The organism is Phenylobacterium sp. (genome assembly GCF_016124325.1).
Taxonomy (GTDB): domain Bacteria; phylum Pseudomonadota; class Alphaproteobacteria; order Caulobacterales; family Caulobacteraceae; genus Phenylobacterium.
In genome coordinates this window covers 1-20,958 of record NZ_WGNY01000057.1, presented here as the reverse complement: position 1 = coordinate 20,958, position 20,958 = coordinate 1, and the positions used below count along the sequence as shown (strand labels likewise).

The following is a 20,958-nucleotide window of genomic DNA, read 5'->3' as shown; positions in this document are numbered from 1 at the left end:
ATTGCGCCGGAAACCTCGGTAGGTTTCCCATCGTTTCCAGATAAGTCCCCGGAGAGGCCATGCGCGCGCCCCGCGTCCTGATTCCGACCATCATGATCCTGCTGGCGTCCTGCTCGCCCCGCGGCAGCCAGGCCCAGACCCAGCCGGCGTTCGCCGAGCCCAACCGCGCCCCGCCGACCAGCGCGCGGACGATGAAGGAGTCGTTCGCCCCGGTGGTGAAGCAGGCCGCGCCCGCCGTCGTGAACATCTCGTCCAAGCGCGTGGTGCGTCAGCAGACCGATCCCTTCTGGCAGATGTTCGGCCTGGGCGTGCCGCAGGCGCGCGTCGCCGCCTCGCTGGGCTCCGGCGTCCTGGTGCGATCCGACGGGGTGATCGTCACCAACAACCACGTGGTCGAGGGCGGCCAGGAGATCACCGTGGCCCTGGCCGACCGCCGCGAGTTCCCGGCCAAGATCCTGCTCGCCGATCCGCGCGCCGACCTCGCCGTGCTGAAGATCGAGATTCCCAAGGGCGAGAAGCTGCCGGTCCTGCCGATCGACGACACCGCCGACACCCAGGTGGGCGACCTGGTGCTGGCCATCGGCGATCCCTTCGGCGTCGGCCAGACCGTGACCAACGGCATCGTCTCGGCGCTCAACCGCAACGCCGACCCCACGGGCGAAGGGGTGACCACCTACATCCAGACCGACGCGGCCATCAATCCGGGCAATTCGGGCGGCGCCCTGGTCGACATGGACGGCGACCTCATCGGCGTGAACAGCTTCATCCTCTCGCGCTCGGGCCAGTCGTCGGGCGTGGGCTTCGCGATTCCCGCCGCGGTGGTGCGCCGGGTGGTGGAGACGGCCGTCGGCGGCGGGCGCACGGTCGTGCGTCCCTGGCTGGGCGCGCACACCCAAAGCGTGGACGGCGCGATCGCCAAGAGCCTCGGCCTGGAACTGCCGCAGGGCGCGCTGATCGCCGATGTCTGGCCGGGCGGCCCCGCGGCCAGGGCGGGGCTGCGCCAGGGCGACGTCGTCCTGGAGGCTGACGGCAAGCCCGTCGAGGACGCCGCCGGGCTGGGCTACGTCCTGGGCGCCCATCGCCCCGGCGAGACCGTACCCCTGGTGGTCCTGCGCGACGGCAAGCGCCTGAACCTCAACCTGCGCGCCGAGGCGCCGCCCGAATCGCCGGCCCGCGATGAGCGCAAGCTCGCCGGCCGCAACCCGTTCGACGGCGCCACTGTGGTCAACATCTCGCCGGCGGTGGCCGAGGAGGTGGGCATCGATCCCCTTTCGGGGCCGGGCGTGCTGGTCACGCGCGTCGACCGCGGCGCGGCCATGGGCGTAGGCCTGCGGCCGGGCGACATCGTCCGCGCGGTCAATGGCCAGCGGATCGACACCACGCGCACCCTCGCCGGGGCCATCGCCGCGCCCCAGCGCGTGTGGCGCGTGACCATCGAGCGCAACGGCCAGGAAGTAACGGCCGTCTTCTCGGGCTGAGGCGTCGGCGCGCGGCCTGTGCTAAGCGCAGGCCATGGCCGATCTCTTCGAAGCCGCGGGCCTTTCGCCCCAGCAGCCGTCGCCGCTGGCCGACCGCCTGCGCCCGCAGCGCCTGGAGGAAGTGGTCGGGCAGGAACACCTGCTGGGCCCGGAGGGGCCGATCCGGCGCATGGCTGAGGCCCGGCGCCTGTCGTCGATGATCCTCTGGGGCCCGCCCGGCACCGGCAAGACCACCATCGCCCGGCTGCTGGCCAAGGAAGCCGGCTACGAGTTCCAGCAGCTCTCGGCGGTGTTCTCGGGTGTCGCCGATCTCAAGAAGGCGTTCGAACAGGCGCGCGTGCGCCGCGCCGCGGGCCAGGCGACCCTGCTGTTCGTCGACGAGATCCACCGCTTCAACCGCGCCCAGCAGGACGGCTTCCTGCCCTTCGTGGAGGAGGGTGTCGTCACCCTGGTCGGCGCCACCACCGAGAACCCGTCGTTCGAGCTGAACGGGGCGCTGCTCTCCCGCTGCCAGGTGTTCGTGCTCAAGCGGCTCGACGACGAGGCGCTCGAAGGCCTGCTGGCCAAGGCCGAGGCGCACGAGGGCCGTCCGCTGCCGCTGGAGGCCGAGGCGCGCGGGGCCCTCGTGGCGCTGGCCGACGGCGACGGCCGCTACCTGCTGACGCTTGCCGAGACCCTGTTCAACATCGCCTCGGCCAAGCCGCTGACGACGAAGGAACTGGGCCAGATCCTGCAGAAGCGCAGCCCCGCCTACGACAAGGACCGCGAGGAGCACTACAACCTCATCTCGGCGCTGCATAAGTCGATCCGGGGCTCCGATCCCGACGCGGCGCTCTACTGGCTGGCCCGCATGCTGACCGGCGGCGAGGATCCGCTGTTCATCGCCCGGCGGCTGATCCGCGCGGCGGCGGAGGACATCGGCGAGGCCGACCCGCTCTCCCTGCTGCTCGCCAACGCCGCCAAGGACACCTACGACTTCCTGGGCTCGCCCGAGGGCGAGATCGCGCTGGCCCAGCTCACCGTCCACCTGGCCTGCGCGCCCAAGTCGAACGCGGTCTACAAGGCCTTCGGCGCGGCCATGAAGGCGGCGCGCGAGACCGGCTCGCTGATGCCGCCCAGCCACATCCTGAACGCGCCCACCCGGCTGATGAAGGAGCTGGGCTACGGCAAGGGCTACGCCTACGACCCCGACACCGCCGAGGGCTTCTCGGGGCAGGACTACTTCCCCGAGGCGATGGGCCGGCGCGAGTTCTACAAGCCGCGCGGGGAGGGGGCCGAGGCCCGCGTCAAGGAGCGGCTGGAGCGCTGGGCGGCCATCCGGCGCGGGAAGGGCGATTAAGCCGACCGTTGTTCGCTGAACGTGTGAGGGCTAGGCTCGCGCGATCTCCGTGGGAGGCGGCGAAGATGGCGACGACAGCAGACATCCCGCGCGCGAGCGCGCCCTGGCATCTGTGGGCGGTGGGCGTGATCGGCCTGCTCTGGAACGGGTACGGCGGCTACGACTACACGATGAGCCACCTGCAGGGTGAGGCCTACTACCGCCAGTCCGGGATGACCGACGCCCAGATCGCCCTGATGGACACCTATCCCACATGGATGCACGCCGTCTGGGCCGTCGGGGTCTGGGGCGCGGTGGCGGGTTCGGTCCTGCTGCTGCTGCGGATGCGTTGGGCGGCCCACGCCTTCGCGCTCTCGATGGTCGGCGTGATCGGCAACATCCTCCATACGGCGCTGACGCCGGCGGCCCGGGAGAGCATGGGTCTCGTCTTCCCGCTGGTGATCGGCGCTGTCACCCTGTTCTTCCTCTGGTACGCGTGGACGATGACGAAGCGGGGCGTGCTCCGCTAAACCGGCGGGGTGAAGACCGCCGCCCCGATCCAGCTCACCGCCGAAGAGACGGCCTTCGTCCGCAGCCTGGTGATCCACGAGGACGCCGAGATCCTCGCGCTGAACAAGCCCGCGGGCCTCTCCAGCCAGGGCGGCCGCGGCCAGGTCCACACCCTGGACGAGTTGCTGTGGGCTTTCGCCAAGCCGGGCAAGGCGCGACCGCGCCTGATCCACCGGCTCGACCGCGACACCTCGGGCGTGATCCTCACGGCCAAGACCAAGCCCGCCGCGGGATTCCTCGGCAAGGCCCTGATGGCGCGGAAGTTCTCCAAGACCTACCTGGCGATCGTCACGCCCGGTGCGCCCGACCCCAAGGGCGGGGTCATCGACCTGCCGCTGCGCCGCGACGAGCAGGGGCGCGAGGCCTATATGCGCGTCTGCGCGGCCGATCATCCCGACGCCGAGACGGCCCTCTCGCGCTATCGCACGCGCGCCGAGGCCCCCGGAGCGGCGCTGGTCGAGCTGGATCCCCAGACGGGCCGCATGCACCAGCTCCGCGTCCACCTGGCGGCCATCGGGCGGCCCATCGCCGGTGACGCCCGCTATGGCGGGGCCCTCGTCGTGGAGGGACATCCGGTCCCGCGCCTGATGTTGCACGCCACGGCGCTGAGCTTTCCGCATCCGGCCGGCGGCCGCACCCGGCTCGATGTCCCTCCGCCCAGGGACATGGCCGACCTGATCGCGGCGCTCGGCCTGAGTTAAGCCTTTGAAGGCGCCCTCCATTCACCGCTTTTCGGCCTACACTGTCCGGATCGCAGGTTCTGGACGCCCCGCCATGGCTCGCCCCTTCCTCGCGCTCGCCGCCGCGGCTTTCCTGGCCGCCTGTGCGACCGCGCCCACGCTCTATCAGCCCGCCGCGGGCCCCCAAGGCGTCGGCTATTCGGAATACAGCATCGAGCCCGGCCGCTACCGGGTCACGTTCCGGGGCGGCCCCGGCGCGCCGGCCCAGCAGGTGACCGACTACGCCCTGCTGCGCGCCGCCGACCTCGCCCTGGCGAACGGCTACGACTGGTTCCGCGTGACCGACCGCTACACTGAGGGGCGCCCCGACAACGGGCCGCGGGTGGGCGTCGGCGTCGGCGGGATGGACTACGGCCGCCGCAGCGGCCTGAGCGTGGGGCTGGGGACCAGCTTCTCCCTGGGCGGGGGCCCGTCCCTGGCCACGACCATCGAGGTGGTGATGGGGCGCGGCGAACGGCCCCGCGGGGCCGACGTCTACGACGCCCGCGCCCTCAGGCGAAACCTCGGTCAGCGGGTCTGAGCCGCCTCAGGCCAGGCCGTCGGAGCCCGGGAGGAACTGAGGCACGCCCAGGCCCAGGTCGGACAACGGTCGTGCGCGGACGCTGGCATGGGTGAAGCCGGCGGCATCGGCCATGTCGAAGTGGCGATAATCGCGCAGGCCCTGGGCGATCAGGGCGGGGGCCTTGCCCCGCATCTGGCGCATCATCAGGCGCATCACCTCTTCCAGGCGTGAATCGGGCAGCGCGAAGTCGGCGAAGTCGAGGGTCAGGCCGTTGAAGCGCGTCCCCTGCACCGGGTGCAGGGCGTTGCGGGCGGGATGCAGCCGCGCGAGCACGCCGCGGCAGACGCCGCCCACCAGCCCCGTCACCTCGACGAGCCGGCCGCCCGGCGTGCCGCGATCGATGTCGACGAACTCGATCATGGCCCCCTGGCGCAGGCGCTCGGACGTCACGCCCTCGAGTTCGGTCAAGGCGGCGCGTCCCTTGCGCGAGCCCATGGTGCGGAACGAGACGGGCAGGATCACCGGCGGCTGGACCTTGGCGTCCCGCGGCAGGAAGAGCGCGCCGAACGCCAGGGTCGCGCGGTCGATCGCGATGAGGTCGTCGTCGTTCAGCTTGAGGAACTTGCGCGGCGGGATCGCCTCGCCGGTGGCGTTGAAGATCACGGTGGGCTCGACGCGCAGCACGGCGGTCACCCCGTGTCGCAGGCTGACGAGATGCTCCAGGGCGAAGTCCACCTGCAGCCGCTGGCCATTGGAGGCGAGGAAGGTGACCGGGTTGCGCTCGCTCTGCGCCTTGGCGCTGACCTGGCGGCGGAACGGCGCGTCGGCCTCGATGTCGCGCGCCGCGGCGATGGCCTTCGGATCGAGGTCGACGCAGCACAGCTCGTTCCCGTCGACGCCTGTCACGCCCTTGATGCGGATATCCAGCGGGGCCACGGCGCCCAGGAAGAACTCCAGCACCTCCTCCAACACCTTCATGCCCACCGACTGGGCGGCGATGCCGTCCTCGGTGGTCATGGCCACCAGCACGTCGGTCTCGCTGATGCGGTGGTGGATGTCCTGATAGGACAGATGCTCGTTGAGCTTGCGGCTCAGATAGATCCAGACGTCGTCGCGCTTCCTGGGCCAGCGGTCGCCCGAGCGCTCGCGGATCGCCTCCACGCTGATGACGAACACGGCGCCCCGCTCGATCCGGTCCGAGCCGGCCAGACGTTCGAGCACCGCCGCGGCGTCCGTGGCGGTGATCTTGGTCACAGTCATGCTGACCTGGGGGGCGGCCATGCGCGTAGATTCACCGACGTTGGCAAAGGAAGTCTTGCCGTCGCATAAGGTCGAGCGATGCAGACTCTCCTTCTGGTGGGCGCCGGCGGGGCGGCGGGCGCCGTGGCCCGCTACCTCCTGGGCGTCCAGGCGACACGGCTGATGGGCCATGGCTGGCCCTTCGGGACGTTCGCCGCCAACATCCTGGGCGGCTTCGCCATGGGCGTGCTGATCGGCGCGCTGGCGCTGCGCGGCGGTCCTGACCAGGAACGCTGGCGCCTGATCCTGGGCGTGGGTGCGCTGGGCGGCTTCACGACGTTCTCGTCCTACTCGTTGGAGATCGCCCTGATGCTGGAACGGCGCGAGTTCCAGTCGGCCGCGATCTACAGCCTGGGTTCGGTGATGCTGTCGGTCACCGCCCTGTTCGCCGGCCTGATCCTGATGCGAAAGCTGCTCGCGTGAGGGAGGTCCGCACCCTCTATGTGGACGCGGGCGAGGAGGGCGTGCGCCTCGACCGCTGGTTCAAGCGCCGCTGGCCGCACCTCAACCACGTCCAGATCCAGAAGCTGACCCGCTCGGGGCAGATCCGCGTGGACGGCGCGCGCGCCAAGCCCGACACCCGGTTGACGGCCGGCGCCCAGGTGCGCGTGCCGCCGCTGCCCGACGCCCCGCCGCCGGGCGAGAAACGGGGCCTCGATCCCCGTGACGCCGCCTTCGCGCGCAGCCTGGTGATCTACGAGGACGAGGAGGTTCTTGCGCTCAACAAGCCCTCGGGCCTCGCCGTGCAGGGCGGCACCAAGACCAGCCGGCACGTCGACCGCCTGCTCTCGGCCTGGGGCGAGGGACTGGAACGGCCCCGGCTGGTGCATCGCCTCGACCGAGACACCTCGGGCGTTCTGGTGCTGGGCAAGACGCCGGGCGCCGCGGCGAAGCTCGCCGGCGCGTTCGCCAAGCGGCGGGCGCAGAAGATCTATTGGGCCATCGTCGCCGGCTTCCCGAAGCCGGGCGAGGGCGTGCTGGAGTTGCCGCTGGCCAAGAAGGGGGTCGGCGACCGCGAGATGATGGTTCCGGCCGATCCCAAGGACCCGCATGCCGAGGCGGCCGAGACCGAGTTCGTGACCCTGGCGCGGGCCGGGCCGCGCGCGGCCTGGATGGCGCTGTGGCCCCACACCGGACGCACCCACCAGCTTCGGGCCCACATGCTGGCCATGGGCCATCCGATCCTGGGCGACCCGAAGTACAACAACGAGGCCTCGCAGGCGCTGTCGGAGGGATTGAAGCTCCAGCTTCACGCGCGCCGGCTGATCCTGCCGCATCCATCGCGGGGGACCCTGGCGCTGGAGGCGCCCGTGAGCCCGGAGATGCGTGCGGGATTCGAGCGCTTCGGCTTCGACGAGCACGAGGCCGATCCCGAACCCTTCCGGAGACGCCGTTGACCGCCGACCCGCTGGATCGCGCCAAGCTGTTGCTGGACGAAGGGCGTCTGGACGAGGCGCTCGCGATCACCACGCCGCTGGCCCTGGCGTCCGGCGCCTCGCACCGCGCCCTGGCCATGCACTCCACGGGCCTGAAGGGCGCCGGCCGGCACGAGGAGGCGCTGGGCTTCGACCGCCAGGCGACCGAGCGGTTTCCCGGCAGCGGGGCGGCCTGGCACAACCTCGCCGCCACCCTGGGCGACCTCGGGCGCAGCGCGGAGGCGGTGCGCGCCATGGCGCGCGGCATGTCGCTCGGTCTGGATGGCGCGCTGAGCTGGGGCGTGTTGGCCCGCGTCAAGGCGGCGGCTGGCGACCTCGACGGCGCTGAAGTGGCCTATCAGGAGGCGTTGCGCCGCGCGCCGGGCCGGATCGAGACGGCGCGCGAATATGCCGAGGTCGTCTGGATGCGCCGCGGCGACGTCGAGGAAGCGCAACAGATCCTGGACCGGGCGGCTCACGCCGGCGGCCCGCCGGCGCCCCTGCTGCTGGCCAAGGCCAAGTTCTACGACGCCGCCGGCCAGGGCGAGCGGGGCGACCTGTTGCTGCGCATGGCGGTCGAACGCCTGCCCGATGACGTGGCGATCCTGATGGGCGGGGCCCAGGCGGCGCTCGAACGCGGCGATCTGGACGAGGCCGAGCGGCTGGCGCGGCGGGCGGAGTCGATCGTCCCCGACCTGCCCGCCCTGCTCAACCACATCGCCATCATCCAGATCGCCAAGGGGCAGGCCGACCTGGCGCTAGCCACCGCGCGGCGCGGGATCGCCATCGCGCCGAACGACCAGTCGCTGTGGGGATGGGCCGCCACGGCCGCCCGGGCCGTGGGCGATCCGCTCTACGGCGAGCTCTGCGACTATTCCAGGGTGGTAGGCGCCTACGACATCGAGACGCCGCCGGGGTGGCCGGACCTCGCCGCCTTCCTGAACGACCTCGCGGCCTCGCTCGATCGGATCCACATCTACAGTCAGCATCCCTCGGCCCAGTCGCTGCGCCACGGCAGCCAGACGACGTTCCGCCTCACCGGCTCGGACGATCCGGTGATCCAGGCCTTCTTCCGCGCCATCGAGTCTCCGATCCGCCGGCATATCGCCTCGCTGGGCGAGGGCGTCGGCCCGCTGTTCGGCCGGTCAGCCGGCGACTACCGGATCTCCGGCGCATGGTCGGTGCGCCTGCGCCCGGGCGGCTTCCACAAGGATCACTTCCATCCCGAGGGCTGGCTGTCGTCGGCGTTCTACGTCCAGACGCCGGAGGCGGCGCTGGACAGTCCCGAACGCGAGGGCTGGATCCGCTTCGGTCATCCGCCCTATCAGAGCGCGCCGCCGTTGCCGGCCGACCACTACGAGCGCCCCAGGCCCGGCCGCCTCGTGCTGTTCCCGTCCTACATGTGGCACGGCACCGTGCCGTTCACGACCGACGAGAAGCGGATGACGATCGCCTTCGACGTCGTGCCGGCCTAGATCGCCGACCGCAGGGGCTCCACCCCAGCGCTGTCGGGGAACACCAGCGTGTCCAAGGCTTTGCGCTCCACGCCCATATGCTCGGCCAGCAGGCCCTTGGCCAGGGCGCGCATGTCGAGCGCCGGATAGACGTCGCGATCCTCGAACAGGGCCTGGCGCTTCAGGGTCGGCCAATCGCCGACGATGCCGCGGCCCGTCAATGCGCCACCCAGCACCAGGGCGGTCGAGCCGGTGCCGTGGTCGGTCCCGCCCGTCCCGTTGGCCCGCGCCGTGCGGCCGAATTCGGTGACGGCGAGGACCACCGTGTCCTTCCAGGCGGGGCCGAGGCCGCCGTGCAGCCCGTCCACCAGGGCGTCGAGGCCGGCCAGCCGGTTGGCGAGTTGGACCATCTGGTTGGCGTGGGTGTCGAAGCCGTCCAGCGAGACGGCGGCGACCTGCGGCCCGTCGGGCGCCTTCAGGAAGTCGGCCAGGGACGAGCCCATGGTCCGCGCGGCCTCGCGGCCCTGGCCCGCGCCGGCGCGCATCGCGCCCCCGCCGTCCGCGCCGGTCTCCCGCGCCATGGTCTCGGTCGCGAGCCCCCGGGCCAGGGCCGGGCCCAGCAGCGGAGCGTCACTGTAGAGGTCCTGCAGCAGTGCAGGCAGGCGCGCGGTGGCGTCGATCGAGCGGCCGGGCGACCACGACGCGGCCGGGGCGGCGCCGCGCAGGATCAGCGGCGCCGTCGCTCCCACCGAGATGGCGTCCGTCTTGCCGCCGACGGCCATCGCCTGGACGGCGCGGTTCAGCCAGCCCGAGGTGGTGGCGTAGACGCCGGGCGCGCCGGTCTCCAGCACGTCCTGGGCCTCGAAGTGGGAACGGGCGCGGTCGGGGGTGGCCACGGCCGGGACGATGCGCGCCTCGCCCGCCCTGGCCAGGGCGTGGACGCTGGCCAGTGACGGATGCAGCGCGAAGGTCCCATCGAGCGCCAGGGCCTCGTCGCCGAGCGCCAGCGCGCCGCGCAGGGCGCGGTAGTCGGGGTCGCCCACCGGCGGGGCGACGGTGAGGCCGTCCATCCCTCCGCGGCAGATCACCACCACGAACTTGCGGCCGCGTGGGACGGCGGCGTCGGCGACGCGGGCCAGGAAGGGCAGGGCGAGGCCGGCGGCGGCGAACGCGCGGCGGCTGGGGCGGAAGCGGGTCATCGGCGTTGGAACTCCGGCGACATGAGGAGCAGGGCGACGGCCTCGGCGCGGGTCTCGGCCCGCGAGATCGCCTTGGCCGCGGCGGGGCCCAGGCGCGCGCCCAGGGCGGCGTCGGCCAGGCGCATGGGATCCTCCACGCCGGGGCCGACGGCGGCGGAGAGGCCCTGGGCGAACTCCATCCGCTTGACCAGGGCGTCGGAGGCGGCCCAGGACTCGGCCTCGTCGGGCCAGCCCTTGGGCGAGGGCGCGCCGAAGGTGCGCTGCCCCAGCGTCCCGATCGCCTGATTGGCCCGCATCGGCGGCGGGTGGCCCACCGCGCGAAAGCTGGAGGCGACGAACTCGTAGGGCGTCTTCAACTTCCGCGCCGCCGGGACCCAGGCCTCGGGCGCATCCACCAGGGCTATGGCCACGCGGCCGAGGTCGCCCCCGCTGGACGTCCAGGCCTCCACCAGCCGGTCCACCAGCGCGGGCGGCGGATCGTCGGCCACGAAATGCCGGGCGATCTTCGTGCAGACGAACCGGGCCGTCTGAGGCTTGGCGGCGAGGTCGGCCAGGATCGCGCCCGACTGGGCCTTGCCGGTCCCCTTGTAGCGCACGCCCATCACCATGCGCTCGCCCGGCTCGTGAGCGAGCTCGCGGAAGATCACCTGGCCGGGCGGGGCGCCGTCGCGCGGGCCGGCGAGCCCCAGGCCGGTGAGCGCGCGGGCGAACTCGGTGACGTCGGCCTGGCTGTAGCCGCCGTCGACGCCCACGGTGTGCAGCTCCATGATCTCGCGGGCGAGGTTCTCGTTCAGGCCCTTGGGCCGCGGCGGGGCCCCATCGGTCTGGGCGCGTCGCCTCCCGCCGCGCTTCAGGACCTGGGCCGCGCGGCTGTTGGGCCCGATCGACTGCGCCTGGTCGAGGTAGACCAGCATCGCCGGGTGCGTCTCCACCGCGTCCAGCAGGTCGGCGAAGCGGCCGAAGACGTGCGGGCGGATCGCCTCGTTCTCATAGGGGCCCACCAGGCTCGCGGCCTGCACCTTGGTGGCCGAGACGGTGAAGTGGTTGGCCCAGAACAGGGCCCAGCGCTCGCGGAAGCCGGCGTCGGTCTCGACCGCGAGTTCGAGGCGGGCCTGGATGTCGCCGCCCAGGTTCTGGCGCAGGAAGCCGCGCGCGGCCTTCACCGGATCGGCCTCGTCGCCTTTTCCTTTCCCAGCCTGCTCGGCCATCACCCGCTGGCGGCGATAGTCGCGGAACTCGGCCAGTCGCTGGGCCGAGGTCTCGCCGCCGGTGGCGAACGTCTCGGCGCCTTCGCGCCGCACCTGGGCCTGGAGATAGCCGCGCGGATCGCGGGCGGCCTCGGCGATCTCGCCGGCCTTCGCGCCGAGGCCGAAGCGCGTCACGGCGATCGCGGCCTCGATGTCCTTCTGGGTGGCGGTCACGCGCTTCTTCCCTTGCGGTTGGCGTGTTTTGTCCCCATTCCACGCCCGCGCCGGGCGGTTCCGTCGGCGAGGGATGATCGGATGGATCTGCGCAAGGGCTTCCACGAGCCCGTCGAGAAGCCGAAGCGGTTCTACAAGGCCGTCGATGTCGCCGAGGGCGACGGCGGCCATCTCGTGCTGCTGGACGGTCGCCGCCTGCGCACGCCCAAGGCCCTGCCGATGGTTCTGCCCACCCGCGCCGTGGCCGAGCAGATCGCCGGGGAATGGGCCAGCCAGGACCAGACCATCGAGATGGCGACGATGCACGCCACCCGCCTGGCCAACACCGCCATCGAGACGATCGGCGGCTCCCGCGAGGCGGTGGCCGACCAGGTGGCCCAGTACGCGGGCTCCGACCTGCTCTGCTACTTCGCCGAGGAGCCCGCCGCGCTGGTGGCGCGGCAGGAGGCGCAGTGGGGCCCGGTCCTTGCGCGGGCCGAGGCCGAGGCGGGCCTGCGTTTCGAACGCTGCGCCGGCATCATCCACCGCGACCAGCCGCCCGAGACCCTGGCGGGCGTGCGCGACGCGGCGCTGGCGCTCGACGACTTCGCCCTGGCGGGGCTGGCCTTCGGGACTTCGCTCTTCGGATCGGCCGTGCTGGCGCTGGCGCTGCACCGCGGCTGGCTGGGCGGCGAGGAAGCCTTCGAGCTCTCGCGCCTGGACGAGGCCTTCCAGGAGGAGAAGTGGGGCGTCGACTCCGAGGCGGCGGAGCGCGCCGACCGCCTCCGCGTCGAGGCGCGGATGCTCGAGCGCTGGTTCCGCAACCTGGCCGGCTAGGCGCGGGGCTCGATCGGCAGGATCCTCACCCGCGTGCTCTCCGCGGCGAGTTCGCGCACGGCCGCCATGAAGGCGTGCGAGCCGGGCTGGGCGAAATGGGCGTCGAGCGCCGCCCGGTCCGACCATTCCTCATAGAAGAACAGCCGCAGCGGGTTCTCGCAGTCGACGTGGACGCTGTGCGCCAGGCAGCCCGGCTCGCCGCGCGAGCGCGCCACATGGGCCAGCGCGGCCTCGCGCAGCGCGTCCAGCGCGCCGGCCCGCGCCGTCACCGATCCCGTCACGACCAGCATTGTCATCCTCCCAGGCCCTGACCCCGCGTGACCTTGCCTCGCCCGTCGGCCGAGACTACGCCTGCGCTCTCCACACGAAGGGCTTTCCGTGAAGCATATCCTGGAAGAACTCGAAAAGCGCCGCGCCGAGGCCCGGCTGGGCGGGGGCGAGAAGCGGATCGCCAACCAGCACGCCAAGGGCAAGCTGACGGCGCGCGAGCGCATCGACCTGCTGCTCGACGAAGGTTCGTTCGAAGAGTTCGACATGTTCGTCGAGCACCGCGTCACCGAATTCGGGATGGACAAGCAGCGCATCCCCGGCGATGGCGTCGTCACCGGCTGGGGCCGCGTCAACGGCCGGGTCGTGTTCGTCTTCTCCAAGGATTTCACGGTCTTCGGCGGCTCTCTTTCCAGCGCCCACGCCGAGAAGATCCTCAAGGTCCAGCGCCAGGCCATGAAGGTGGGCGCCCCTGTGATCGGCCTGTTCGACGCCGGCGGCGCGCGCATCCAGGAGGGCGTCGCCAGCCTGGGCGGCTATGCCGACATCTTCCTCGAGAACACCCTGGCCTCGGGCGTGATCCCCCAGATCAGCGTGATCATGGGCCCCTGCGCCGGCGGCGACGTCTACTCGCCGGCCATCACCGACTTCATCTTCATGGTGAAGGACACCTCCTACATGTACGTCACCGGCCCCGACGTGGTGCGCACGGTCACCCACGAGGAGGTGAGCCACGAGGAGCTGGGCGGCTACCGCGTCCATGCGCTGAAGTCGGGCGTCGCCGACGGCGCCTACGACAACGACCTCGAGGCCCTGACCCAGATCCGGCGCCTGATCGACTTCCTGCCGCTCTCCAACCGCGAGAAGCCGCCGGTGCGCGAGAGCTACGACGCGCCCGACCGCATGGAGATGAGCCTGGACACCCTGGTCCCGGCCAATCCCAACAAGCCCTACGACATGCGCGAGCTGATCCTGAAGGTGGTCGACGAGGCCGACTTCTTCGAGATCAGTCCCGACTTCGCCAAGAACATCGTGGTCGGCTTCGGCCGCATGGACGGCCAGCCGGTGGGCATCGTCGCCAACCAGCCGCAGACCCTGGCCGGCGTGCTCGATATCGACGCCAGCCGCAAGGGCGCCCGCTTCGTGCGCTTCTGCGACGCCTTCGATATCCCGATCATCACCTTCGTGGACGTCCCCGGCTTCATGCCCGGCACCAAGCAGGAGCAGGGCGGCCTGATCCGTCACGGGGCCAAGCTCCTGTTCGCCTACGCCGAGGCGACCGTGCCGAAGATCACCCTGATCACCCGCAAGGCCTACGGCGGCGCCTACGACGTGATGAGCTCCAAGCACATCCGCGGCGACGTGAACTACGCCTGGCCCACCGCCGAGATCGCGGTCATGGGCTCGAAGGGCGCGGTGGAGATCATCTTCCGCTCCGAGATCGGCGATCCCGAGGCGATCGCGGCGCGCGAGGCCGAGTACAAGGCCCGCTTCGCCAACCCGTTCGTGGCCGCCTCGCGCGGCTACATCGACGACGTGATCATGCCGCACTCGACCCGCAAGCGGATCGTCAACGCGCTGAAGAACCTCAAGGGCAAGACGCTGTCGAACCCCTGGAAGAAGCACGACAACATTCCGCTGTAGGGGGCGGGCGGACGCGGCGAGATGGGTGCGGGCCGTCGCCGCAACAGGGGTGTCTCGGTCTACAGCGGCGTCTCGCCGCGTCCACCGTCACCCTGCGCCTGGCGTGATGATTCCGGCATCCGGCGAAACCCCGAGGCCTTCGGCGCATCGACCTGAGGCGCGGCGCCCTACGCCTGGATCAGGTTGTGCTTCACGGCGAAGCGCACGAACTCGGGCCCCGAGCGGACGCCGGCCTTGCGCATGGCCGCGGCGCGGTGGCTCTCGACCGTCTTGATGCTGATGCCCAGGTGGCGGGCCACCTGCTTGTTGGAGTTGCCCTCGGCGATGAGCTGGGCGACCTCCAGTTCGCGCAGGCTGAAGCTCTCCAGGCGGCCCGGCTGGCGCCCGTGGACCACGGCGTCCAGCAGCAGCTCCGACACCGAATCCGAGAAATAGGGGCGGTTGGCGCCCAGGGCCGAGATGGCCGCCTCCAGGTGGTGCTCGCTGTCGGACTTGAGCAGGTATCCGCGGGCGCCCGCGGCCAGGCCGCTGCCCACCGTCTCGTCGTCGTCGTGCATCGTGAACAGCAGCACCCGGATGCCGGGGCGCTCGGTGTGCAGGCGCCGGGTCAGGGCCACGCCGTTCATCAGGGGCAGCGAGACGTCCAGGATCGCCACGTCCGGTTGCTGAGCGAGGGCGATGTCCATGGCCTGCTGGCCATCGGCGGCCTCGCCGCACACCTCCCAGCCGGGATGGCTCTCGACGAGGTCCCGCACACCCTTGCGAACGATTTCATGATCGTCGGCGATGAGGATCCGCAGCATGCCTTCTCCATCGTGGGCGTTCGACGGATCCAGCGATACTGGACGCTACGCGGACGCCCATCAGGCGAAACCCTTGCTCCGGGCTCTTCCACCCTGGAGCGGTGGATAAGGTATGCACGAATAGCGTGTACGAATTCTCCCTAAGGCTGTACGTTCTGCATGGGAGAAGCACGACTTTTGGGTTTCTGATTCACCTTAAAGCTGTGCCGAAACCGCGAGGCGTCGGATGTTTGCGCATGTCGAACCAGGCCCCTTCACGGTGGACGACTATCGAAGGTTCGTCGTCGAAATTCCCGCGCCCGTGGCCCTCGTCGCGATCGTCGGCGGGGAGCCGCGCGTCCAGGCGATCAGCGCCCTGCTTGCCGAGCAGTTCGGCGCGCCGCCCGCCGGGCTGGAAGGCCGCCGCCTGGCCGATCTGTTCCGCCCGCGCGCCGCCGAACGGATATGCCGGGCGTTCGCCAACGCCTTGCGCGACAAGGCGTCGACGCGGATCGGCGTCGCCCGTGCGCGGGGAGAACGGGTCGTCCGCGCCGAGGTCGAGATCCGGCCGCTCGGCGATGCGGCGCTGGTGATCATGACCGAGGCGTCGCGCTACGCGACGACGCCCGAGGAGGGGGCCGGAGGGGCCGCGCTGGCGTTGGCCCAGGCCGAGCAGAACGAGCGCCGCCGGGTCGGCCGCGAGCTGCACGACTCGACCGCCCAGCTGCTGGTGGCGGCCCAACTCGGCCTCGGCGCGTTGCAGCGCCGCCTTAAGCTTACCGGCGAAGCTCGCAGAATCGTGACCGACGTGCGGCGCTCGATCGTCGCGGCCCAATCCGAGATCCGCACGTTCTCGTTCATGCTGCATCCCCCCAGCCTGCGCGACGGCGGCCTGGCGAAGACCCTGGAGGACTTCGGCGCCGGCTTCGGTCTGCGCACCGGCCTGGAGGTCACCGTCGAGGTCGGCGACGGGCCCTGGGACCTGCCGGAGGCCGCCCAGATGGCGCTGTTCCGGGTGGCCCAGGAGGCGCTCATGAACGTCTACCGCCATGCGCGAGCCCAGAAGGCGGCGATCCGGCTCTTCCGCGACGGCGGGTTCGTCGTGCTTGAGGTCGAGGACGACGGCGTGGGCATGCAGCGTCTGCGACATGGCAAGGCGCCGGCCGAGCCGCTTGGCGTCGGCGTGGGCGGGATGCTGGCCCGGATGCGCCAGTTGGGGGGATCGCTGACCCTGGATTCCCATGGAACGGGCCTCCGGGTCCGGGCGCGTGCGCCCGTGCCGGGCGAACTCGCCCAGCCGGAACGCCGGGGTCAACCTGAGGTAGGCCCTCGGGTAACACCTGATGCCGGAGCCGAGCGTGGACGCATATCCCTGTAGTTGAGCCGTGATCGCCGGGCGCCGCGCCCGGCCTGCGGCGCAACCGAGGGCAAGTCCATGTATCGCAAGGTCGCCGCGTCGGGACTCCAGCAGGGCGTCGCCGCCCGTGGCCGCGCGGTCGAGGCCCCGCCGCGGCGAACGCCCGCCCACGGCGAATCCGAAAGGTGGCCAAGGGGGATCGCCCTGACCGTCGCGCTGATGGTCTCGCTCGCGATGTGGGCCGGCCTCATCTCCGCGGTGCTGACGGTGATTTCGCGCTGAGCGCGGCGTCCGGTTCGGCGCGACTTAGCGCAAGACCTGAGCCATCCGGCTGTGCTTCAAAGCGCGTATGGACAGCCTCGCACGGGAACTGGCGCTCTCGACCGTCCTGGTGGCGGCGACGGTGGTGATCCACCTGATCGGCCTCGACATTCTGCTGCGGCTCACCGGGCTCCACGTGCGCCGGTTCAAGAGCCAGTGGGCCGATGTCGACCGGCTGATCGTGCCGCTGGGCATCGTCATCGGCCTGTTCGTGGTCCACGGGGTGGAGATCTGGCTCTACGCCGGCGCCTTCTGGATGCTGGGCCTGCTGCCGACCGCCGAGGCGGCGCTTTACGTCTCCACCAGCGCCTATTCCACTCTGGGCGAGTCCGGCCAGGTGCTGCCGGAGGGCTGGCGCATCGTCGGCGCGCTGGAGGCCGTCAACGGCATGCTGCTGATCGGCTGGTCGACGGCCTTCCTGTTCTACGTGCTCAACCGCCTGCTGGAGCCGACGGAAGAGGCGGACCATCCGCTGCCGCGCGGCGCCATCGCCCGCAAGGGACGCCCGCGCGGCTGACGGCGTCTCAGGCTTTGGCCTCGGCGGCCTTCAGAGCGTCGTTGTCGCCTCGCTCCAGGGGATCGGGCAGGGTTTCGCCATTGGCGACGAAGCTCAGCGACACCGAATTGATGCAGTAGCGCAGCCGGGTCGGCGGCGGGCCGTCGGGGAAGACGTGGCCCTGGTGGCTGTCGCAGCGCGCGCAGCGCGTCTCGATCCGCACCATGCCCCAGGACGTGTCCTTCACGCCCACGACGTGCGCCTCGTCGAACGGCGCCCAGAACGAGGGCCAGCCGGTGCCGCTCTCGAACTTGGTCTTGTGCCGGAACAGGGGCAGTCCGCAGAGGCGGCAGCAGTAGACGCCGTCGTCCTTCTGGTCGAGGAGGCCGCCGCAGAACGGCGCTTCGGTGCCGTGGTGCAGCAGGACGTCGGCCTCCTCGCGGGTGAGGTCGGCTTCCAGGCGCTTGCGTTCCTCAGCGTCAGGCGGCGAGAGGGAGAACCCGGAGGGGGAGATCGCTGGCGTGCTCATGGCCGTCAATCTAAGGTCCGCACCCCTTGGGTGAAAGACGGGAGACCATGCGTAATGACGATCACCGCCATGCCTGAGGCCGCCTCGCGGGCCTCCACGCGGAACCCTGGTCGATAAGGCGCACGATGTTCTCGAAGATTCTGATCGCCAACCGGGGCGAGATCGCCGTCCGGATCATCAAGACCTGCCGCCGCATGGGCATCAAGACGGTGGTCGTCTATTCCGAGGCCGACGCCGACTCCATGGCCGTCGAGATGGCCGACGAGTCGGTGTTCATCGGCCCGCCGCCAGCGGCGGAGAGCTATCTGCTGGCCGACAAGATCGTCGAGGCCGTGCGCCTGACGGGCGCCGAGGCCGTCCACCCCGGCTTCGGTTTCCTCTCGGAGAACGCCAGCTTCGCGCGCCGCCTGGCCGCCGAGGGCATCGTCTTCATCGGCCCCAACCCCAAGGCCATCGAGGCCATGGGCGACAAGATCGAGTCCAAGAAATTCGCCGCCAAGGCGGGCGTTTCCACCGTTCCGGGCCACGTCGGCGAGATCGACGACACCGCCCACGCCATCAAGATCGCCGAGGAAATCGGCTATCCGGTGATGATCAAGGCCTCGGCCGGCGGGGGCGGGAAGGGCATCCGCGTCGCCTGGAACCGCAAGGACGTCGAGGAAGGCTTCCCGGCCGTGAAGGCCGAGGCCAAGGCCAGCTTCGGCGACGACCGCATCTTCATCGAGAAGTTCATCGAGAGCCCGCGGCACGTGGAAATCCAGGTGCTGGGCGACAAGCACGGCCACGTGGTTCACCTGTTCGAGCGCGAATGCTCGATCCAGCGGCGCAACCAGAAGGTTGTCGAGGAGGCGCCCAGCCCGCTGCTCGACGCCAAGACCCGCAAGGCCATGGGCGACCAGGCCGTCGCGCTCGCCAAGGCCGTGGGCTACGACAGCGCCGGCACCGTCGAGTTCGTCGCGGGCCAGGACCGCTCGTTCTTCTTCCTCGAGATGAACACCCGCCTGCAGGTGGAACACCCGGTCACCGAACTCATCACCGGCGTCGACCTCGTCGAGCAGATGATCCGCGTCGCGGCCGGCGAGCCGCTGGCGTTCGGCCAGGCCGACCTGAAGATCAAGGGCTGGGCCATGGAGAGCCGGATCTACGCCGAGGATCCGTACCGCGGCTTCCTGCCGTCCATCGGCCGGCTGGTCCGCTACAGCCCCCCGGCCGAGGGCGAGACCGTCACCGGCATCGTGCGCAACGACGCCGGCGTGCGCGAGGGCGATGAGATCTCGATGTTCTACGACCCGATGATCTCCAAGCTGTCCACCTGGGGGAAGACGCGCGACGCCGCGATCGACGCCATGGGCCGCGCCCTGGAGGACTTCCACATCGAGGGGCTGGGCCACAACATTCCGTTCCTGGCCGCGGTGATGGACCAGAAGCGGTTCCGGTCGGGCAAGCTGTCGACCAACTACATCAAGGACGAGTTCCCCGAAGGCTTCGCGGGCCTGCCGCCGACCGACGCCCAGCGCGACCTGATGACCGCCGTGGCGCTCTCCATGCACCGCACGCTCACCCGCCGCGCCGCGCCCGACCTGCTGCGCCAGGACTGGATCGTGGTGGTGGGCCACCAGAAGCGCGCGGTGCGCGTGACCGCCGACAACGGCGACTTCACGGTGGAGGGCGAGGGCCGGCAGACCCGGCTTGAGAGCGTCGACTGGCGGCCGGGCCAGCCGCTGTTCCGCGGCCGGTGCCAGGGCCAGGACTTCACCGCCACGGTCCGCCCCGCGGCCGAGGGCTTCATCGTGCGCCATCGCGCCACGACCCTGCATGTCCTCGTCCTGACCCCCCGCTCGGCCGCGCTGCACGAGAAGCTGCCGCCCAAGAAGGCGGCCGACACCTCCAAGATGGTGCTTTCGCCGATGCCGGGCCTGGTGGTCTCCATCGACGTCGTCGCTGGCCAGGAGGTCAAGACCGGCGAGGTCGTGGCCGTGCTGGAGGCCATGAAGATGCAGAACATCATCCGCGCCGAGCGCGACGGGGTGGTGAAGGCCGTCAACGCCAAGTCCGGTGACAGCGTGGCCGCCGACGAGGTGCTGGTGGAGTTCGCCTGAGGCCGCCGGCGGGGAGCGGCGGCCGTTCCGCTCAGCCCCGCCCGGACGCCAGCGGCGGGGCGACGTCCTCGACCGCGCCGAACACCTCGCGGAAGCTGGCCTTCAGCGCCGCGTCGGCCTCGTCCATGGTCACGGGCAGGCCCAGGTCCACCAGGCTGGTGACGCCGTGCTCGGTCACGCCGCAGGGCACGATTCCCGAGAAGTGGGTCAGGTCGGGCTCCACGTTCAGGGATATCCCGTGGAACGAGACCCATCGGCGCAGTTTCACGCCGATCGCCGCGATCTTGTCCTCGCGCGGGGGAATCCCAGGCGCGCGCCGCTCCACCCAGACGCCCACGCGGCCGGGCCGCACCTCGCCCCTGACGTTGAAATGGCCCAGCGCCCCGATCACCCAGGCCTCCAGCGCCGCCACGAAGGCGCGGACGTCGCGGGCGCGCTTCGTCAGGTCCAGCATCACATAGGCCACCCGCTGGCCGGGGCCGTGATAGGTGAACTGGCCGCCGCGCCCGGTCTCGAACACCGGGAAGCGGTCGGGATCGAGCAGGTCGCCCGCCTTGGCCGAGACGCCGGCGGTGTAGAGCGCGGGATGCTCCAGCAGCCAGACCAGCTCGCCGGCGCGGCCCTCGGCGATCGCCGCGGCGCGCGCCTCCATCGCCGCCACGGCGTCGGGGTAGGCTACGGGCGCGCTCGAAACCGCCCATCCGGCGGCTTCCGCATCGGTGCGGCCGAATGGCGCTGGAGCGGACAGATTTAACGTGCGGTCAAGCATGTCGGCGCAAATGTGGGTTCGGGCGTGCTTCGCGCAATGCCCTTCAGTCGCGTTCCAGCTTAGGTCGAGGTCGTCCTTCGTGTCTCAGGTCAAGGCGGTCAATGTCGAAATCCAGGTCGTGCTCGGCCGCGCCAGCATGCCCATGGCGCAACTGCTGCGCATGGGCCGCGGCGCCGTCATCCCGCTGGACGCCACCGTGAACGAAGAAGTCTGGATCCTGGCCAACAACCATCCGGTGGCCCGCGGCGAGATCCAGACCAACGACGAGCGCATCGCCATCGCGGTGACCCGCGAGGCCAACGTCTACGACTTTATGGCCGGCGGCCTCTGACCGGCGCCAATTCGGCGCACTTCACAAAGCGGGCGGGGTTTGCTACCTGCGCCGCCTCACCACGAGCGGTCGTGGCGGAATTGGTAGACGCGCAGCGTTGAGGTCGCTGTGGGGCAACCCGTGGAAGTTCGAGTCTTCTCGACCGCACCAG

At 71.0% G+C, this 20,958-nt stretch carries 22 protein-coding genes and 1 tRNA gene; 16 read left to right on the top strand and 7 right to left on the bottom strand.

All coding sequences use genetic code 11. From position 1 onward, the window contains the following. The first annotated feature begins 59 nt into the window (after positions 1-59). The 5 genes from GC203_RS23710 (at position 60) to GC203_RS23690 (ending at position 4,626) form a co-directional block, all read left to right on the top strand. Entirely contained in the window at positions 60-1,478 is a 1,419-nt protein-coding gene (locus GC203_RS23710; RefSeq protein WP_293459445.1) for a Do family serine endopeptidase, read from the top strand. 34 nt (positions 1,479-1,512) lie between these two features. After that, a complete protein-coding gene (locus GC203_RS23705; protein WP_293459444.1) occupies positions 1,513-2,817 on the top strand; it encodes a replication-associated recombination protein A in 1,305 nt (434 codons plus the stop codon). A gap of 65 nt (positions 2,818-2,882) precedes the next feature. Then, the gene (locus GC203_RS23700; RefSeq protein ID WP_293459443.1) at positions 2,883-3,326 is read left to right on the top strand and encodes a hypothetical protein; all 444 of its coding nucleotides are present in this window, start codon (positions 2,883-2,885) and stop codon (positions 3,324-3,326) included. A gap of 9 nt (positions 3,327-3,335) precedes the next feature. Continuing rightward, on the top strand, positions 3,336-4,067 hold the full coding sequence (locus GC203_RS23695) for an RluA family pseudouridine synthase (RefSeq protein WP_293459442.1): 732 nt from the start codon (positions 3,336-3,338) through the stop codon (positions 4,065-4,067). 73 nt (positions 4,068-4,140) lie between these two features. Beyond that, positions 4,141-4,626, top strand: a complete 486-nt coding sequence (locus GC203_RS23690; RefSeq protein ID WP_293459441.1) for a hypothetical protein — start codon at positions 4,141-4,143, stop codon at positions 4,624-4,626. 6 nt (positions 4,627-4,632) lie between these two features. On the opposite strand, the gene GC203_RS23685 is transcribed toward GC203_RS23690, so the two are convergent. Further along, positions 4,633-5,889 (bottom strand): hypothetical protein, encoded by a 1,257-nt coding sequence (locus tag GC203_RS23685; RefSeq protein WP_293459439.1) that lies wholly within the window; start codon positions 5,887-5,889, stop codon positions 4,633-4,635. Between the two features lie 57 nt (positions 5,890-5,946). Here GC203_RS23685 and crcB point away from each other — a divergent pair, with 57 nt between their 5' ends. The 3 genes from crcB to GC203_RS23670 are packed head-to-tail and all read left to right on the top strand — an operon-like array spanning position 5,947 to position 8,797. Beyond that, positions 5,947-6,330, top strand: coding sequence for a fluoride efflux transporter CrcB (crcB, locus tag GC203_RS23680; protein WP_293459437.1), 384 nt, complete (start codon positions 5,947-5,949; stop codon positions 6,328-6,330). Then, complete coding sequence (locus GC203_RS23675; protein WP_293459436.1) at positions 6,327-7,304, top strand: RluA family pseudouridine synthase; 978 nt, start codon at positions 6,327-6,329, stop codon at positions 7,302-7,304. Before crcB ends, GC203_RS23675 begins: the two co-directional genes overlap by 4 nt. Continuing rightward, entirely contained in the window at positions 7,301-8,797 is a 1,497-nt protein-coding gene (locus GC203_RS23670) for a putative 2OG-Fe(II) oxygenase (RefSeq protein WP_293459435.1), read from the top strand. The genes GC203_RS23675 and GC203_RS23670 overlap by 4 nt, the downstream gene beginning before the upstream one ends. Here GC203_RS23670 and GC203_RS23665 read toward each other — a convergent pair. Then, a complete protein-coding gene (locus GC203_RS23665; protein WP_293459434.1) occupies positions 8,794-9,975 on the bottom strand; it encodes a DUF1501 domain-containing protein in 1,182 nt (393 codons plus the stop codon). The genes GC203_RS23670 and GC203_RS23665 overlap by 4 nt on opposite strands. Further along, the gene (locus GC203_RS23660) at positions 9,972-11,396 is read right to left on the bottom strand and encodes a DUF1800 family protein (RefSeq protein WP_293459433.1); all 1,425 of its coding nucleotides are present in this window, start codon (positions 11,394-11,396) and stop codon (positions 9,972-9,974) included. Before GC203_RS23660 ends, GC203_RS23665 begins: the two co-directional genes overlap by 4 nt. 81 nt (positions 11,397-11,477) lie before the next feature. On the opposite strand from GC203_RS23660, the gene GC203_RS23655 reads away from it, so the two are divergent. Next, the gene (locus GC203_RS23655; RefSeq protein ID WP_293459432.1) at positions 11,478-12,212 is read left to right on the top strand and encodes an ATP12 family protein; all 735 of its coding nucleotides are present in this window, start codon (positions 11,478-11,480) and stop codon (positions 12,210-12,212) included. On the opposite strand, the gene GC203_RS23650 is transcribed toward GC203_RS23655, so the two are convergent. Then, positions 12,209-12,502: a putative quinol monooxygenase gene (locus GC203_RS23650; RefSeq protein WP_293459431.1), complete on the bottom strand. Its 294-nt coding sequence runs from the start codon at positions 12,500-12,502 to the stop codon at positions 12,209-12,211. The two genes, GC203_RS23655 and GC203_RS23650, sit on opposite strands and share 4 nt — an antisense overlap. A gap of 88 nt (positions 12,503-12,590) precedes the next feature. On the opposite strand from GC203_RS23650, the gene GC203_RS23645 reads away from it, so the two are divergent. Beyond that, the gene (locus GC203_RS23645; protein ID WP_293459429.1) at positions 12,591-14,123 is read left to right on the top strand and encodes an acyl-CoA carboxylase subunit beta; all 1,533 of its coding nucleotides are present in this window, start codon (positions 12,591-12,593) and stop codon (positions 14,121-14,123) included. A gap of 167 nt (positions 14,124-14,290) precedes the next feature. Here GC203_RS23645 and GC203_RS23640 read toward each other — a convergent pair whose 3' ends face one another. Beyond that, entirely contained in the window at positions 14,291-14,926 is a 636-nt protein-coding gene (locus GC203_RS23640; RefSeq protein ID WP_293459427.1) for a response regulator transcription factor, read from the bottom strand. Positions 14,927-15,185: 259 nt separating this feature from the next. Between GC203_RS23640 and GC203_RS23635 the strand changes: the two genes are divergently transcribed. The 3 genes from GC203_RS23635 (at position 15,186) to GC203_RS23625 (ending at position 17,100) form a co-directional block, all read left to right on the top strand. After that, on the top strand, positions 15,186-16,283 hold the full coding sequence (locus GC203_RS23635) for a histidine kinase (protein ID WP_293459426.1): 1,098 nt from the start codon (positions 15,186-15,188) through the stop codon (positions 16,281-16,283). Beyond that, entirely contained in the window at positions 16,284-16,544 is a 261-nt protein-coding gene (locus GC203_RS23630) for a hypothetical protein (protein ID WP_293459425.1), read from the top strand. A 67-nt stretch (positions 16,545-16,611) separates the two neighbouring features. Then, positions 16,612-17,100 (top strand): hypothetical protein, encoded by a 489-nt coding sequence (locus GC203_RS23625; protein WP_293459424.1) that lies wholly within the window; start codon positions 16,612-16,614, stop codon positions 17,098-17,100. A gap of 7 nt (positions 17,101-17,107) precedes the next feature. Here the strand turns inward: GC203_RS23625 and msrB are convergent, their stop codons facing one another. Next, entirely contained in the window at positions 17,108-17,617 is a 510-nt protein-coding gene (gene msrB / locus GC203_RS23620) for a peptide-methionine (R)-S-oxide reductase MsrB (RefSeq protein ID WP_293459422.1), read from the bottom strand. Between the two features lie 116 nt (positions 17,618-17,733). Here msrB and GC203_RS23615 point away from each other — a divergent pair, with 116 nt between their 5' ends. After that, on the top strand, positions 17,734-19,707 hold the full coding sequence (locus tag GC203_RS23615; RefSeq protein WP_293459421.1) for an acetyl/propionyl/methylcrotonyl-CoA carboxylase subunit alpha: 1,974 nt from the start codon (positions 17,734-17,736) through the stop codon (positions 19,705-19,707). A gap of 31 nt (positions 19,708-19,738) precedes the next feature. Here GC203_RS23615 and lipB read toward each other — a convergent pair whose 3' ends face one another. After that, entirely contained in the window at positions 19,739-20,476 is a 738-nt protein-coding gene (gene lipB / locus GC203_RS23610; RefSeq protein WP_293459420.1) for a lipoyl(octanoyl) transferase LipB, read from the bottom strand. A gap of 10 nt (positions 20,477-20,486) precedes the next feature. On the opposite strand from lipB, the gene GC203_RS23605 reads away from it, so the two are divergent. Together GC203_RS23605 and GC203_RS23600 are read left to right on the top strand one after the other, a co-directional pair. Beyond that, positions 20,487-20,807 (top strand): FliM/FliN family flagellar motor switch protein, encoded by a 321-nt coding sequence (locus GC203_RS23605; protein WP_293459459.1) that lies wholly within the window; start codon positions 20,487-20,489, stop codon positions 20,805-20,807. A 65-nt stretch (positions 20,808-20,872) separates the two neighbouring features. Beyond that, positions 20,873-20,957: transfer RNA gene (locus tag GC203_RS23600), tRNA-Leu, on the top strand. Position 20,958: the final 1 nt, after the last annotated feature.